Consider the following 14,945-nt stretch of genomic DNA (forward strand, 5'->3'; position numbering starts at 1 on the left):
GAGTAAAGGGGTATTTTATGACGCATAAGGATTCAGCCCAGCTTCCCGCCACGCTCTTCGAAGTCTCATGGGAAGTGTGCAACAAAGTCGGCGGCATTTACACCGTGGTCGCCACCAAGGCCCGGCAGGCCGTGGATCGCTTCGGACAGAACTATTTTCTGCTCGGTCCGGCGCGCGACAAGAACCCGGGATTCATCGAGGCTTCCGCCGAAGGCGAGGAAGGCCGCCTGTGGGAGACGTTCCGACGCGCCGCGGCGCTTCACAATCTGAAATGCCGCTTCGGGCGCTGGGACATCCCCGGTTCGCCCAAAGCGGTCCTGGTGGATTGGAAGGACCGCTACAATCAGAATCAGATCCTTTACGACCTGTGGCGCGACTTCGGCGTCGATTCGCTGACGGGCGCGTGGGACTACGTGGAGCCGGTGATGTTCAGCATGGCCTGCGGCGAGGCGATCGCGGCGTTCTCGCAGGTCATCTCCGACGAGAACGAAGGCGAACGCGCCGTCACCGCCCATTTTCACGAGTGGATGTGCGGCGCCGGCCTGCTCTATCTGAAAAAGCACGCGCCCTCCATTTCCACGGTATTCACCACCCACGCCACCGTGCTGGGACGCTCCATGGCGGGGGCGGGGCGCGACATCTACGCCGAGATGGACCAGATCAACGCAGCGCGCGAAGCCGCCAACTTCAACGTCACCGCCAAATGTTCCATGGAAACGGCCGCCGCGCGCGAAGCCGACTGTTTCACGACGGTCAGCGCCCTCACGGCTCACGAGGCGGCGGCGTTTCTCGGCCGCCGCCCCGACCTGGTGACGCCGAACGGCCTGAGCCTGAGCGCCATTCCCGATTACAGCGGCGACCGTTCCGCGCCCGCCGCCAACAAGAAGAAAATTCTCGCCGCCGTCGCCCGGCTGCTGCGCCGCCCGCTGCCGGAAAACAGCCGCCTGTTCCTTATCTCCGGGCGTTACGAGTTCCGCAACAAAGGCATCGACCTGTTTCTCGACGCCGCCGCGGCGCTGAACCGCTCGCGTTCCGCGGGCGAACCGCCCATCGTCGCCTTGTGCGCCGTCATGAACGGACACAACGGCACCGACGAACGGGCGCTCTCGGGCAATCCCGCCCAGAAACCCGACGACGCGCCCTTCTGGATCACGGCCCATCGGGTGTTCGACAAGGTTCACGACCCGATCCTGAACGCCTGCGCCCGCCTCGGGCTGGACAACCGTCCCGAAAACGCCGTGCAGGTCGTCCTCAATCCCGCCTTGCTGGACGGGCAGGACGGCCTCTTCGGCATGACCTACGACGAGGTGCTGTCGGCTTGCGACGCAGGGATCTTCCCCTCGTGGTACGAGCCGTGGGGCTATACGCCTCAGGAGGCCGCGGCCAATTCCGTGCCGACCGTCACCAGCGATCTGGCGGGCTTCGGCCTGTGGGCGCGCGAACAGGGCGAGAACGAGGGCATCGCCGTCATCGAACGCAGTCACGCGCCTTACGAGGCGACGGTGAAAAAACTGACCTTTTTGATGGGCGAGCTGGCTTCGCTGCCGGAGGAAGCGCTGCTGAAGCGCCGCGCCGCCGCCCGCGCGCTGGCCGAAAAGACCGACTGGTCCACCTTTTATCAGCATTACGACGACGCCTACGCTCTCGCCGCGAATCAGGCCCGCCAGCGCGTGGCCACGCGGCCGGTTTCGCGCATGGACGACGAGATCCTGACGCGCGTTTTCACCGGCACGCCGTCGGTGACGCCGCTGCTGCACGGTTTCACCAGCTCGGTCAAGCTGCCGGACAAGCTGAGCCGCCTCGGCGAACTGGCCCACAATCTCTGGTGGACGTGGCATCCCGAATACGAGCCGCTGTTCCGCCGCGTCGATCCGGCGCTGTGGGACAAAATCGGTCACAATGCCGTCGAACTGCTGGGGAAAACTGATCACAGCCGCTTTGTCGAGCTGGCGCAGAACGAAGGATACGTGCAGCTTTACGGCCGCGCTCTGGAACGATTCGACGCCGACATGAAGGCGCCTTTCGACACGTCGGTCCCCGAATTGACGGCCACGACGCCCGTCGCCTACTTTTCGACCGAGTACGGCATTCACGAAAGTCTGCCCATTTACTCCGGGGGGCTCGGCGTGCTTTCCGGCGATCACCTCAAATCGGCCAGCGACCTGCGCATCCCGCTGGTCGCCGTGGGGCTGCTTTACAAATGCGGTTACTTCCAGCAGAAAATCGCTGCCGACGGCCACCAGACGGCGCTTTATCCGGAGAACAATTTCCGGCTGCTGCCCATCGGCCGCGTCAAAAACGAAAAGACCGGCGAACACCTTTACGTGTCGCTTGACCTGCCGGGGCGCACGCTTTTCGCCCGCGTCTGGAAAGTCCAGGTCGGGCGCGTGCCGCTCTATCTGCTCGACACCGACACGCCCAAGAACACCGAGGAAGACCGCCGCATCACCGAGCGCCTCTACGTGGCCGACCGCGACACACGCATCCGCCAGGAGATCCTGCTCGGCATGGGCGGTCCGCGCGCGCTGGCGGCGCTGGGCTATCATCCGCGCGCCTACCACATGAACGAAGGGCACTCGGCCTTCATGATCCTGGAACGCATCCGCCACCTCTGTCTGACCCGCGGCCTCAGCTTCGCCGCCGCCCGCGAGGTGGTGCGCGGCGACAGCGTCTTCACCACTCACACGCCCGTGGACGCCGGCAACGAACGTTTCTCCGCCGAACTCATGCACCGCTATTTCGACGAGCTGGCGCGGCGCATCGGCGTCAGCCGCGACGAGCTGATGAACCTGGGCACCCGTCCGGGAACGTCCGGCGATTTCGAGCTGACGCTGCTGGCGCTGAACCACGCCATGCGCAGCAACGGCGTCAGCCGCCTCCATGGCGGCGTGTCGCGCGCCATGTGGCAGTTCAACTGGAAAGGCGTGCCCACGGAAGAAATCCCCATCGGCTACATCACAAACGGAGTGCACCTGAACAGCTTTGCGGGGCGCCCCGCGGCGGCGCTGCTCGCAACGGCGGTGGGCGCGGACTGGAGCGCGTTGCCGCCGCAGTCGCCGCAATGGCAAAAAGTGGAACAGATCGCCGACGCCGATTTCTGGCAGGCCAAGCAGGAGCAGAAAAAAGCCCTGTTGGAGCTGCTCAAGAAGACGTCGCCCAAGGCGTTCCACAAGGCCTCTTCCGAATGGCAGCAGCAGCCGCTGGTGATCGGCTTCGCGCGCCGTTTCGCGCCCTACAAACGCGCCACGCTCGTCCTCGCCGATCTGGCGCGGCTGACGAAGATCCTCTCGGATGCCCGGCGTCCCGTGATCCTCGTTTTTTCCGGCAAAGCCCATCCGGCCGACACGCAGGGCAACGACCTGATCCAGAAAGTCGTGCTCGCCAGCCGAAACGAACTCTTCGGCAAACTCTTTTTCATCCCCAACTACAACCTCGACATCACCAGAATCATGGTGCAGGGCTGCGACGTGTGGCTGAACACGCCGCGCCGCCCCTACGAAGCCAGCGGCACCAGCGGCCAGAAAGCGGCCCCCAACGGCACGCTCAACCTGAGCGTGTCCGACGGCTGGTGGTGCGAAGGCGACAACGGCCTCAACGGCTGGACCATCGGCCCCCGCGTCACCTCCATTCACGACGCGCCCGCCGAACAAAGCGACTACGCCGACGCCGAAAGCCTCTACGCGCTGCTGGAAGACGAAGTGGCGCCGCTCTACTTCGAACGCGCCGGCGACGGCCTCCCCCACGGCTGGATCGCGCGCATGAAAAACAGCGTCGCTACGCTGAGTCCGCAGTACAGCAGCGCTCGCATGGTGCGCCAGTACTTCGAAGAATGCTACCGGCCGGCCGCGCAGCGCCACGTGAAAATGCGCGCCCAAAACCGCCTGCTGCCCCGCACGCTCGCGGCCTGGAAAGCCGACGTCGGAGCGCGCTTCGCCGGCGTGCGCATCGATCAGATCCAGGTTCAGGGCCTCGTGCAGAACGCCGTGGCCTGCACCGATCCGCTCAGCGTCACCGCGTACGTGGTGCCCGGCGCCATGAAACCCGAAGAACTGCAGCTCCAATTCGTGGCCGGACGCAGCGACGAGCGCAACTTCATCGAAAAACCCGACGTGCTCGCGCTCTCCTGCACCGGCAGCGACGACCAGGGGCGCCTCGTCTATCAAGGCGCCTACACCCCCACCCACAACGGCCGCTACCTCTACGGCCTGCGCGTCCTCGCCTACAGCCCCGATCTTGACAACCTGTTCGACACGGGCCTGATCCAGTGGGGCTAACGATCTCTCTTGCCACAGAAGTACAACGGCTGTCTCATCTTCCCATTTGAGAAGATGAGACAGCCGTTGTTGTTATGACAGGTCACGTTCTATGGGATGATATGATGTTTTTTTACAACACCTAGAATCCATAGAACTTTAATATACTGTTTTTAAAAGCCGTTTCATTGTGGCGTACATGCAACAGATTCTGCGCCGCAAGGACTTTTGTCCGGCGCAGTTCCGGCGCGCTGCGCATCTCTTCCATTGCTCTCGCATAATCATCGGCCGATGCATCCTGTCCCACGAGCCAACCGGTTTGATCGTTGATAAAATCGCTGATGCCACCGATGTCGGGCGCAATTGTGGGCAAGCCGGCTGCAGCAGCTTCGAGGAGAACATTGGGCAGGCCGTCATACGCGCTGGTGTAGAGAAAGCAGAAGCACTCTTTGACCGGCAGAGAGACAAAACCACTATATTTTCCGCCAAGAGTGACGTTCGGCAGAGATTTGAAAGAACTGTACAGGTGTCTGTCCTCTTCCGCATACGGTTCACCATAAACGAAGAAATGAGTCTCGGGCATTTTTTTGACGATTTCCAGCAAAAGCTCCGGGCGTTTTTGCTGGCAGAAGCGCCCGGCCCAGAGAACGGATTTCCCGCTGCAAAAAGGATTTTCCCCATCGGAAGGCGCAAAATCCATACGCCCATAAACCGTACTGAAAAGCGCAAGGGGCGCGCCGTACTTCCTGTGCCAGAGACGTGGCATCACCGTGTTGTCCGTGCTGATCCCCGATACGATCGGCAGTATTGCCATAAGAAAGAGGGGCACATATCCTGCATCTGAGCCATCTTTGCGCTTTTCGTCGCAATAAAACGCAGCATAGAGCTTCATGTATTGTCTCAGGGCGGCAGCATAGTCGATAAAAGTCTCATAGCCCAGCTGCGACAGCATACAGTGAACGGCCTTGGGCTGGAGCTGCAGCAGGATGCGCGCCAGAAGAAGCTTCTTGTCCTCGTTGAAAAATCCGTCGGCCGCGTTGCCGAGGTCGACAAAATCCACGCCCTCGGCCAACTGGTTTCGCCATGGTGACGGGCAGGGCAAAGTGCTGATCACAAGGACCTTTTTGCCTTGTCCCGCCAAAGTGTTGGCGAAGTTGATCGTCATCAGATCGGCGCCGCCGGGCACAAGCCACGGCACGAGGTACACTGCATCGTAACGTTGCCCCTTTATGGGATTGTACAAAAGAGCGAAGAGTCGGCCGAGACGGTCGTCCGAAACAAAACGGTATTCATAAAGCGGCGGGTTCACGTCAGGATGAAGCGACGAGTCGAGGCGCGAGATTCTCTTGAGCGCCGCAACGCATTCGGCCATGCTGACGGTGGGGAAAATTTCTGGCGCCGGCTTTTCTGTCTGCGGGACGGCTGGCGACGTCTGGACAGCCGGCGTCGGCCGTTTGTTTCTGACATGTTCTCTGACCGAACGGGCCAGTGCCAGAAAAGACCACGCAAAAGCCTTTGCCGGCGGCTGCAGGTCGTCGGGCAATTTGGAAATCAGTTTTTTAGCCGGCGGCTTAAGAAAAGCGTAGAGCCGTGATTTTCTTCGGGCAGTTTTTACGACATCGGCAAGATCGGCAGAAACGACCGGCTTTCGAGAGGTGTTTTCCGACAGGTTGTCTCGCAAAATGGAGGAGGACAGTTCATGCATTGGCGATTCCAGCTGATCGAACAAACGGCTCGGACGAATCAAAGACTTGCTGGCAGATTCTCTTGCAAGTACTGATCCTTGTCTTTTGCGCCGATAGAACATGAATGTATGCGGAACTGTAACGTGTTCGAATCCGGCGGCTATCGTCTCGGCATTCCAATGCCAATCCTCGTAACCAAAACCGTTTCCAGTTGGCTGGTAAGGGATCTGTATAAATACGTGTCGAGGTGCTATGGTTTGCACGCTGAGAGGATTCTGAGTGAGCAGATCGTATTTTGTGTAATCGCCGTGTCGGATATTTCCAACTCTATACATGTAATACTCGGATTCGAATCCGATATTTATCTCGGCATGCGTGATCAGGCGCGGCTGTGCTTTGCACTGCGCCACTCCTTCATAGACGAGATTTTCAGAATAATAATCATCTCCATCGTGAATGGATATGAATTCTCCCTTGGCAGCCTGTATTCCCTTATTCCGTGACATAGGGGCGCTGCGTTCATGTACGCGTAGGATCTGATCGTCCTTGCGTACGGCGAAGTGCCCGGCGACGACCGCTTCGGTCACGGCATCGGCGTTGTCGAGAACGAGCACCAGCTCGACATGGAGTCCGCGCTTTTCGGCGTAGTCCCGGCACATGCCGATCGAAGTCAGCGTACGGTGCGCCAGATAGCCCTCGCTGTGAAAGGTCACGAGGCAGCTGACGTCGTAGCGATTCTGCGGCCGTGTTTGTTTTGTCGTTTCATTCATCGTCAAGGCTCCTCCGCCGGGCGTTGCCGGCAATGTTCTTCGTGAAGTTTTTCGTACAGTGTTGCTAGTTTTGCCGCTTCAGTGGAAATGTCGTAGCCGGCGGCGGCAAAGAAGCGTCCGGTGTCGGACGTTCTTTCGTGCCGGGGCTGGATCAGGGCGGCCCACTCGGCGGGCGTTTCTTGCAGGCTGATATACTGCGCCAAGCCGGGGACGATGCGGGCTTCTTCTGTGATGTTCGCCGACAAAAGACAGGGCAAGCCCGACGCCTGAGCCTCGAGCGCGGCAAGGGGCAAACCTTCGTAAAGCGAGGGCAGGACGAAAACGTCCATCGCCTGAAGGAGCGCGGGGACGTCGTTTCGCACGCCCAGCCAGAGGACGGCTCCTTCGGGGACGAGTTCGCGGGCCTAGCGGCGAAGGGTTTCATGCAGTTCGCCGTCGCCGATCAGCATCAACACGGCGTTCTTGTGTTTGGCGTAAAACGCGGCAAAGATTTTCAGCAGAAAGGCCTGATTTTTTTGCGGGCACATGCGGCCGATGTGGCCGACCACAAGGCAGTCCGTACCGAGGCCAAGTTCGCCGCGGGCCCGTTCCCGCACCTCGGGGCGGAAACGGTACGGTCCCAGCGGCAAAGCGTTGCGGACCAAATGATAAGGACGTTTGACGCGCCCGTTGCGCGCGCCGAAAAGGAACCTGGCCGCGGCCTCCGAGCAGGCGCAGCGCACGTTGGCGCACAAGGGGATCAGCTTGAAGAGCAGGCTGTTCCTGATCCTCTTCGGGGCGGTGTCGCCGCTGCGGGTGTTGTGGCAGTGAACGATGCGCACGGGCACGCCGGCCGCCCGGGCCATGCCCAGATAAAACGGCGCGGCGTTGGGCAGGTGACCGTGGACGATCGCGTACTCGGGATGCTCCGCGTAGAAGCGTCTCAGGAAGCGAAGATAGGGAACAAGCGCGGCGAGACGCAGCGGCGGGGCGACAAAGATCTTCGAGCCGTCTTTTTCGAGTCTGCGTCTGATCCAGAGGTCGGGCTCTTCATGCGCGAGAAAATCGAAGACGATTCGTTTTTTGTCTATTGCGTCGTGATAGCGCAGGACAACGCCGGCAACGCCGCTGTCGGGCGTGAGCTTGTCGACGACCTGAAGGATCCGCAGCGGCCGCGCGCGCATTTCTCCCATGGCGTTTTTCATACCCAATAAAGCGGGAATCATGGCTGAGCCTTCTTTCCGTTCATGAACGCGGCGTACCGGGCGTGGGTCTCCGCGGGGGCGCCGTCGGCCTGGACGCGTCCGCCGTCAATCCAGATGGAGCGGTCGCAGAAGGCTTCGATCTGTCCCAGCGAGTGGGAGACGATGACGATGGTGGCGCCGCGCTCCTTGATCTCGCGCAGGCGGGCGAGACATTTCTCCTGAAAGTTCATGTCGCCGACGGCAAGGATCTCGTCGATCAACAGCACGTCGGCATCGACGTTGATCGCCACGGAAAAGGCGAGGCGCATGTACATGCCCGAAGAATAGGTGCGTATGGGGTTTTCGATGAAGGGTTCCAGTTCCGAAAAGGCGATGATCCGGTCGAGGCGTTTGCCGGTTTCCTTGCGGCCGACGCCGAACATGGCGGCGTTGAGGTAGATGTTCTCGATGCCGTTCATGTCGGGATGAAAGCCGGCGCCCAGCTCGATCAGGCAGGAGACGCGGCCGTTGACGGCGATCGTGCCGCGGTCGGGAAAGAGGATGCGGGAGAGCAGCTTGAGCGTGGTGCTTTTGCCGCAGCCGTTTTCGCCGACGAGGCCGACGGCTTCCCCCTGCTCGATGTCGAACGAAACGTCTTTGAGGACCCAGCGCTCGTCGTAGCGGTTCCTTTTGCGAAAGAGCAGGCGTTCTTTCAACGTTCGATTTCGGTCGTAATAGATCTTGAATCGTTTGGCGACGTCATGGACCTGAATGGCTTTCATCGTTACAGTTCCTCCGCAAAACCGCGCTGCAGTTTTTCAAAGACGTACCAGCCGACGCCCAAAACGAGAACGCCCATCGCGAGCGAGTGCAGCAGCGTGGAGAGTTCCGGCGCTTTGGCGGCGTAAAGGATGTCGCGATAGGCCGTGATGACCGGAGTCATCGGGTTGAGCATGAAAAGCGGCAGGTACCGCCGCGGCACCATGGAGATCGGGTAGAGGACCGGAGTGAGGTACATCCACAGCATGGAAACGATGCCGAGCATGTACTCCAGGTCGCGGCAGTAAACGGTGACGGCCGACGTCAGCAGGGCGACGCCCAGGCAGATGACGTACTCGACGAGCATGACGAACGGGAGGCACAGGAGCGCGCGCAGGTTGAAGCCGACGCCCGATACGGCGACGACGGCAAACACGACGACGAAACAGTAGAGCATGTTGACGAAGCTTGTCGTGACAAAGGCGATGGGCAGGACTTCGCGCGGGAAGTAGATTTTCTTGACCATGCCGCCCTGGGCCAGGACGGAACCGCAGCCGCCGGTGAGCGAGGCGCTGAAGAAAGTCCACGGGATCAGGGCGACGAAAAGGAATAAATAAAACTTGTCGATCCCCGCGCGCATGATGGTTGAAAAGACGATCGTATAGACGATGAGCTGTAAAAGAGGATTCAAAAACGTCCAGGCAAAACCGAAGAAAGAACGTTTGTAGCGTCCGTGAAGATCCCGCCGCACGAGGTTGTAGACCATCTCGCGGTAAGCGTAGATCTCTTTGGCTCTGGCTAGGATTCTCAAATGAGGAAGCCCCTTTCCGTAAACTGATCCTGATTTTCAATTGTGCTTTTTAATTGAAAATCAGGATCGGAACAGTTCCTAATCCGGAAAATCGTTTGGTCCCATGAGCGAAAAAGCGCACGACATAATCCTTACGTTAGCTTTTACATCATAGAACGTTCAACTTGTCACACAAACGTACATTTACAAAAAAAGCCTCCGGAAGGCGGCGGAACGACCACAAAACCTGGTCGTTCCGCCGCCTTCCGGAGGCTTTTTCACTCTATCGAAGGAAACAGTTTTAGTTAGCTGTGCTGTGCTGTGCTGTGCTGTGCTGTGCTGTGCTGTGACAGCATAGTGGCCTCGGACATCGTTGTCAACCCCTCAGCGTCATATATTTTCCCGAATCCTATAACCGCGCCTATTCGAAGCTTAACGTGAATAAAGTATAACAAAAATAAACATGAATAACAACTGCCGTTATTTCAATATCAGAGAACTGTGACGTTATCACTGAAAGAAATCCGGCGAACGGTTAAAGTGGAACCACAGCGCAAAAACGCCTTGCATCCAAAGAACGCGCCGGCAGCGGCGCGGCGGATGCGGGGACATTTCCGGAGGAGGAACGAAAACATGTCTGAGAAAAAAGAAGCCGTGCGCGCAGCAAAACTCTTGATCGTCGGGGGAGGTCCCGGCGGCCGCGTGTCGTACATCACAGCCCGCCGTTTCGGCGTGGAACCGGCCGTCATGGTGATGAACGAAGAACCCACCGTCATCTGCAGCCTGCCCTACGGCGTGGGACGCCGCCTGATCCCCGACGGCCCCGAAGCGACGGTCGTCGATCTGTCGCGCGAGAAACGCCTGCCGCCCAACGCCGCGAAAGACGTCGTTTTCGGCTCCGTGACGACAATCGACGCGGCGGCGAAGACCGCGACGGTCGCAGGCCCCGCGGGCGAGACGCAGATCGCCTACGAGAACCTGATCCTCGCTCCCGGCGCCGTCCCCTGGCTGCCGCCGGCGGAAGGGATCTTAAAAGAAAAGGGGGGCGCTTCCGGCCTGATGGTCGCCGTCGGCGACCGGCTCGTCGAGCGTTCGTTCCTCGCCGACGGCGTTTACGTCCTCAGAGGCGCTCAGGACGCTCGCGCTTTGGACGAACTGGCCGCGCGCGTCCAAAAAGTGGCCGTCGTCGGCACGGGAGCCGTCGGCCTGGAGATCATCGAAGCCCTTTCCGACCGCGGCGTCGGCGTCGTCGCCGTAGAAGCTCTGCCGCACGCCGTTTCGGCGCTGGACGCCGACATGGCCGCGGCGGTAGAACGCCGCCTGCGCGAACGGGGCGTCGAACTCCATCTGAACGACGCCGTGCTGAGCTGGACGCCCGGCACGCTGACGCTGCGCAGCGGAGAACTCGCCGCCGACGCGGTCGTCTTCGCTTCGGGCGTGCGCCCGCGCCTCGATTTGGCGCGCGCCATGGGGCTGAAAATCGAGCGCGGCATCGTCGTCGACGCCGCGCAGCGCACCTCGCTGCCTTCGGTATGGGCCGTGGGAGACGCCGCGCAGGTCGCCGACGCGGCGTCGGGGCGCTCCGTTCTGCCGCTGATCGGCACGCTGGCGATGCGCCAGGCCATGACGGCCGTTATGGACGTCGCCGGACTGCCCGCGCAGCTTCCGCCTGCGACGCTCTGGGGCGTGAGCGAGATCTTCGGCCTGCACTGGGGCGCCGTGGGCTGGAGCGAAGAAGCGGCCCGCCGCGCCGGATTCAATGTGATCCCGCTTTCCCTGCCGGTGCGCAGCCGAGATCCCTTCATGCCCTCGGGCAAGGACGCCGTTTGGAAGGTCGTTCTCTCCACGGGCGAAGACGAGGGATTCAAGCCCGGCCAGATCCTCGGCTTCCAGATCGTCTCGGCAGGCGACAGCCCCGTCCACCTCGCCGAACGCTTCGTGGACATCGTCGCGCGGCGCGAGACCGTACAGGACCTTTTCGGACATTATTTCATCCACTCCCCCGCGCATAACTCCGTGGACGACCCCTTCCTCGCCCTCATCGCTCTGGCGATGGAGAAAATGCCGCGCCGCTGACGCGGAAATATCCATGCCGCTTCAGTGCCTTCGAATGAAAATCGATCGAACAAAAAACACTTGACGAGGGGAAGAATTCTGTTATATACTTTCGACGTAAGAAAAGTATATGAATCCATAGCATACTAAGTAAAAATCCAAAGTTTTTTGCGCCAGTAAAAGTATCTGAGTAAGCAAGTAAAAACAGGCCGCGAGGGCTTGCTTTCACTTGCTTTTATTTTTTCATCGGATGAGGAGAGTGATGCCATGGTAACGTGGGAGAATTTCATGATCCCCGACAACGAAACCGATCTTTGCCGTTTGGTGATTCTCCTTGCCATGACGCCGAATCAGGACGTCGAGAAGGAAATCATCGCGCAGTATCAAAAACTTGGCCTGCGCAGCGCCGCGACGATGATTTCGGGGTTCGGCATCGACAGCCAGACGAGCATCGTGCGAAGCGTGGTCAATCTCTGTCTGAATACGAACGTGATCGAACGCAAGAGGTCCCATGTTCATCCGGTCTGCCACTGCGTCCTCGAAACGGCGCAGAGTACCCGCGCTTCCGACGCCATCGGCCAGAACTTCTGTTTCAAAGCGGCCGTCGTGCGGCGCAGGGAAGAGTTCACGCTGTGCTTCTACGGAAACCTGGCCATGCATGAGCTGTCGGGACACAAATCCATCGGCGTCGGCTATCAGATTCTCGGCAATTGATTTTTGCACACAGACAAATGAATACATTTAATACGCAAATGTTTCTTTTCAAATGGCTCTTTCCGAGCGATCGGTAGTCTCTTTATGTAACATCAATCTTTCTAGAGTAGGGGGGAACTTTTTATGTACTATAGCAATAATGTCCACTTTATGTCGGAGCAGCTTGCTACGGTGCGCAATTCGGCTATTAAGGATACGATTGGTGATATTCCAAAAAGCGGTCGCCTTGTGCTCAAAGATGGCTATGTGGTCGATCCCAAGAACAGAATCCAAGATATTCGTGATATTGTCATTGAGGGTGGAGAGGTTGTCAACATCAACGTAGATATTCCAGTCGAAAAAGGGGATATGGTACTTGACTGCGAAGGCTTGTTAGTCGTTCCTGGTTTGATCGATATGCATGTCCACCTTGGAGACTTGTTCGAAGTCTCAACCGCACCTATCTTTAATGCGGCCTGTGATGGCGTTGCTATCGGCCTTTCGCCGGGAGCCGGAAACACTTCGATGTCGCCGTCTCTACTCGGTGCTGAGATCGACAGAGGTCTTCCGATGAACCTTGGGCTCTATCTTGGAGGTGCGAACGTCGCTGGAACCATGATGTCTACGGAAGATTTGATCCGTTATTTTAAGGGTGAGTGCGATGAGGCAACTGTTTACAGTAAGTTCACCCGTAATGCCGTCTCAGGGACGACAGGCAATCTGGTCATGGGCATCAAAGATCATATGGGACACTTCATTATGTCTGACGAAAACATCGACAAGCTCTTTGAAGTCACTTCTCAGGCGCACATGATCTACATGTCTCACACTCAAGATCCTGAACATACTCTGCGCATGGTCAAGTTGTCCAAGGGACGCCCGCTTCATCTCGGGCACGCCAGCGCCCCCGGCTGTGGTACGCATATGGATGGAAAGGAAGCTATGGACATTATTGTCGGCCTCATCAAAGAGAATGAACATGTTTCCGGCGAATTCGTCACTTCCATGATGCGCCCGTCACGTGGTCATCGTGAAGGCTTGCTTATCCAACCCCAAGCTCAAAAAGTCTGTTATGAAGCTCTTGAGAAGGGTATCGTGAAAATTTTGATCTCCGATGGACAAGGCGATGGTTCTATGAAGGGATTCGGCGATACTCGCGACGATGTGCCAGCTATCCTTGAACTCGCAGAGATGGGCGTCCTTTCCCTTATGGATTCTGTTGCAACCATGACAGCCAATCCGGCCGACCAGATTGCCAAATTGACCGCCAATCCGTGGTGGAACACAAAGATCGGCAATCTTGGCGTTGGTGCGTTAGCGAACGTTACCGTCATTAGCAGAGAAAACAAACTTCCCGTGTACACGATCGTCAATGGAACTATCACTTCCTTTGAACATCGTATCGTGCGCCGCGGTAACGGAGCCGGCGGCTGGATGACTAAGTTCGGCATGCTGCGCAACACAGGCGTAGGCGATATGTGCCTCCTCAAGGGATACGGCAAGTGAACTGAAAGAAAACGGAAAGGAGGGAGTGCAGATGCCTGATGCTCCGCAAGTTGAACATCAGCCGAGATGCGGTTCTCCACTGGGGCTGATCATTGTCGTCCTGCTCGGTTTTGCACTTTATTATGGGCTGAACTCAATTCAAGGAGGAACAACGCTTCCTGACTATGACACCGTTATTAAAAATATCCATGGCAAGGGGGAACTGTACTGGTTCTTCATGAACTTTACAGAAGCTAATTTTTTCGCAGGCTTCTGTTCATCGCTCCTTATCATCATCGGAGCAGCGATTGCCTGGGGAGCGGCTCTTAGAGGCTCTGCCTTGGCTGGCTTTGAGATCTGTTATGGCAACGCACGAATTTGGCCATGGGTTTTTGCTTCACAGGTTTTGACGCTTTCGCTCGTCATGTTTGGATTCAACTACATGTCGTTGTTCAAGGAAGACGTCACCTGGATTCCAACCTTTATAGCCATCGTCAATGTTCCTCCAGCTCTAACCCTTATATACGGTCCTGGCATTGTGAGCTTACTTACAACTTCTGTATTGGGAGCTCTTATCTGCACCCCTGTTGCTGTTTGGTTAAGTAAAGTATTTGCTCCATGGAACGTTCCTGGCGTCGTTTCCAACGTTGGAGCAATGGCCATAGCAGGTACTATTGCGGCTTCTGCCTGCCAGGCACTGCCGTGGATGAAGAAAAAGGATATCAGACCAATTACCGTTCCTATCCCGATCCATAACGATACGCAGAGCGCAACTTGGTTGATCCGCCGTACTCTGGCCGACTTTACGGAACCTCTCTTTTATGGCAATGATCTGGCTGGATTTCTTCTATTAATCGGCGTATTCCTCGATACAATGCTGAATCCAGGACTTTCAGTCTACGGTGGAAAATGCATCGGTGCCATTGTCTTGTCTGAAATAATTGCGGGTAGCGTGGGTGTGTTTCTTTATGCCGGCAAGTGGAAGAAAAAAGGCTGGTATGCCACCTACGTCCCCGTCGTAAGTACAGCACCGGCCTGTGTTCTGATGTTCGGCGCCACAATACCTGTAGCGCTTTTCTCCGCAGTGTTAGGAGCAATCCTAGGAGCACCTCTGGCTGAATTTTTCGCCAACAAAATACCCGATTATGTGCCAGGTACGGTAGCAAATGTAACGTCGATGGCAATCACCACTATTATTGTAGCTGTTACGATGCAAATCTTACCGTGGTTTTAGCCAGATACTCAAATAAGACGCTTCTTAAAGACAAAGCTGCGCCTCTGTTTATGTAGAA

Annotated in this window: 9 protein-coding genes and 1 pseudogene; 5 read left to right on the plus strand and 5 right to left on the minus strand. The window is 57.9% G+C overall.

Going from position 1 to position 14,945, the window contains the following annotated elements; genetic code table 11:
* Positions 1-17: 17 nt before the first annotated feature.
* Positions 18-4,274: an alpha-glucan family phosphorylase gene (gene glgP, locus B0D78_RS03605; protein WP_078015622.1), complete on the plus strand. Its 4,257-nt coding sequence runs from the start codon at positions 18-20 to the stop codon at positions 4,272-4,274.
* A 121-nt stretch (positions 4,275-4,395) separates the two neighbouring features.
* On the opposite strand, the gene B0D78_RS03610 is transcribed toward glgP, so the two are convergent.
* The 5 genes and pseudogenes from B0D78_RS03610 to B0D78_RS03630 all read right to left on the minus strand — a co-directional run bounded on the left by B0D78_RS03610 (position 4,396) and on the right by B0D78_RS03630 (position 9,441).
* On the minus strand, positions 4,396-6,708 hold the full coding sequence (locus tag B0D78_RS03610; RefSeq protein WP_078015623.1) for a glycosyltransferase: 2,313 nt from the start codon (positions 6,706-6,708) through the stop codon (positions 4,396-4,398).
* A gap of 2 nt (positions 6,709-6,710) precedes the next feature.
* Positions 6,711-7,085, minus strand: a pseudogene (locus B0D78_RS03615) (glycosyltransferase); the annotation flags it as partial.
* 27 nt (positions 7,086-7,112) lie between these two features.
* Positions 7,113-7,880 (minus strand): glycosyltransferase family 1 protein, encoded by a 768-nt coding sequence (locus tag B0D78_RS03620; protein ID WP_168169987.1) that lies wholly within the window; start codon positions 7,878-7,880, stop codon positions 7,113-7,115.
* A 29-nt stretch (positions 7,881-7,909) separates the two neighbouring features.
* On the minus strand, positions 7,910-8,653 hold the full coding sequence (locus tag B0D78_RS03625; RefSeq protein ID WP_078015626.1) for an ABC transporter ATP-binding protein: 744 nt from the start codon (positions 8,651-8,653) through the stop codon (positions 7,910-7,912).
* Positions 8,654-8,655: 2 nt separating this feature from the next.
* Entirely contained in the window at positions 8,656-9,441 is a 786-nt protein-coding gene (locus tag B0D78_RS03630; RefSeq protein ID WP_240496110.1) for an ABC transporter permease, read from the minus strand.
* A gap of 612 nt (positions 9,442-10,053) precedes the next feature.
* Between B0D78_RS03630 and B0D78_RS03635 the strand changes: the two genes are divergently transcribed.
* The 4 genes from B0D78_RS03635 to B0D78_RS03650 all read left to right on the plus strand — a co-directional run bounded on the left by B0D78_RS03635 (position 10,054) and on the right by B0D78_RS03650 (position 14,887).
* The gene (locus tag B0D78_RS03635; protein WP_078015627.1) at positions 10,054-11,496 is read left to right on the plus strand and encodes an NAD(P)/FAD-dependent oxidoreductase; all 1,443 of its coding nucleotides are present in this window, start codon (positions 10,054-10,056) and stop codon (positions 11,494-11,496) included.
* A gap of 246 nt (positions 11,497-11,742) precedes the next feature.
* The gene (locus tag B0D78_RS03640; protein WP_078015628.1) at positions 11,743-12,189 is read left to right on the plus strand and encodes a HutP family protein; all 447 of its coding nucleotides are present in this window, start codon (positions 11,743-11,745) and stop codon (positions 12,187-12,189) included.
* Between the two features lie 123 nt (positions 12,190-12,312).
* The gene (locus B0D78_RS03645) at positions 12,313-13,674 is read left to right on the plus strand and encodes an amidohydrolase family protein (RefSeq protein WP_078015629.1); all 1,362 of its coding nucleotides are present in this window, start codon (positions 12,313-12,315) and stop codon (positions 13,672-13,674) included.
* A 31-nt stretch (positions 13,675-13,705) separates the two neighbouring features.
* On the plus strand, positions 13,706-14,887 hold the full coding sequence (locus B0D78_RS03650) for a hypothetical protein (RefSeq protein ID WP_078015630.1): 1,182 nt from the start codon (positions 13,706-13,708) through the stop codon (positions 14,885-14,887).
* The last annotated feature ends 58 nt before the right edge of the window (positions 14,888-14,945 follow it).

Origin of the sequence: Pyramidobacter sp. C12-8, assembly GCF_002007215.1 — a bacterium.
In the GTDB taxonomy this organism is placed as follows: Bacteria; Synergistota; Synergistia; order Synergistales; family Dethiosulfovibrionaceae; genus Pyramidobacter.

Excerpts from the sequence above, each read along its gene's own strand:
- B0D78_RS03620 (WP_168169987.1), bottom strand. The coding sequence starts at position 7,880 with ATGGGAGAAATGCGCGCGCGGCCGCTGCGGATCCTTCAGGTCGTCGAC.
- B0D78_RS03610 (WP_078015623.1), bottom strand. The coding sequence starts at position 6,708 with ATGAATGAAACGACAAAACAAACACGGCCGCAGAATCGCTACGACGTC.
- B0D78_RS03650 (WP_078015630.1), top strand. The coding sequence starts at position 13,706 with ATGCCTGATGCTCCGCAAGTTGAACATCAGCCGAGATGCGGTTCTCCA.
- B0D78_RS03625 (WP_078015626.1), bottom strand. The coding sequence starts at position 8,653 with ATGAAAGCCATTCAGGTCCATGACGTCGCCAAACGATTCAAGATCTAT.
- glgP (WP_078015622.1), top strand. The coding sequence starts at position 18 with ATGACGCATAAGGATTCAGCCCAGCTTCCCGCCACGCTCTTCGAAGTC.
- B0D78_RS03645 (WP_078015629.1), top strand. The coding sequence starts at position 12,313 with ATGTACTATAGCAATAATGTCCACTTTATGTCGGAGCAGCTTGCTACG.
- B0D78_RS03640 (WP_078015628.1), top strand. The coding sequence starts at position 11,743 with ATGGTAACGTGGGAGAATTTCATGATCCCCGACAACGAAACCGATCTT.
- B0D78_RS03635 (WP_078015627.1), top strand. The coding sequence starts at position 10,054 with ATGTCTGAGAAAAAAGAAGCCGTGCGCGCAGCAAAACTCTTGATCGTC.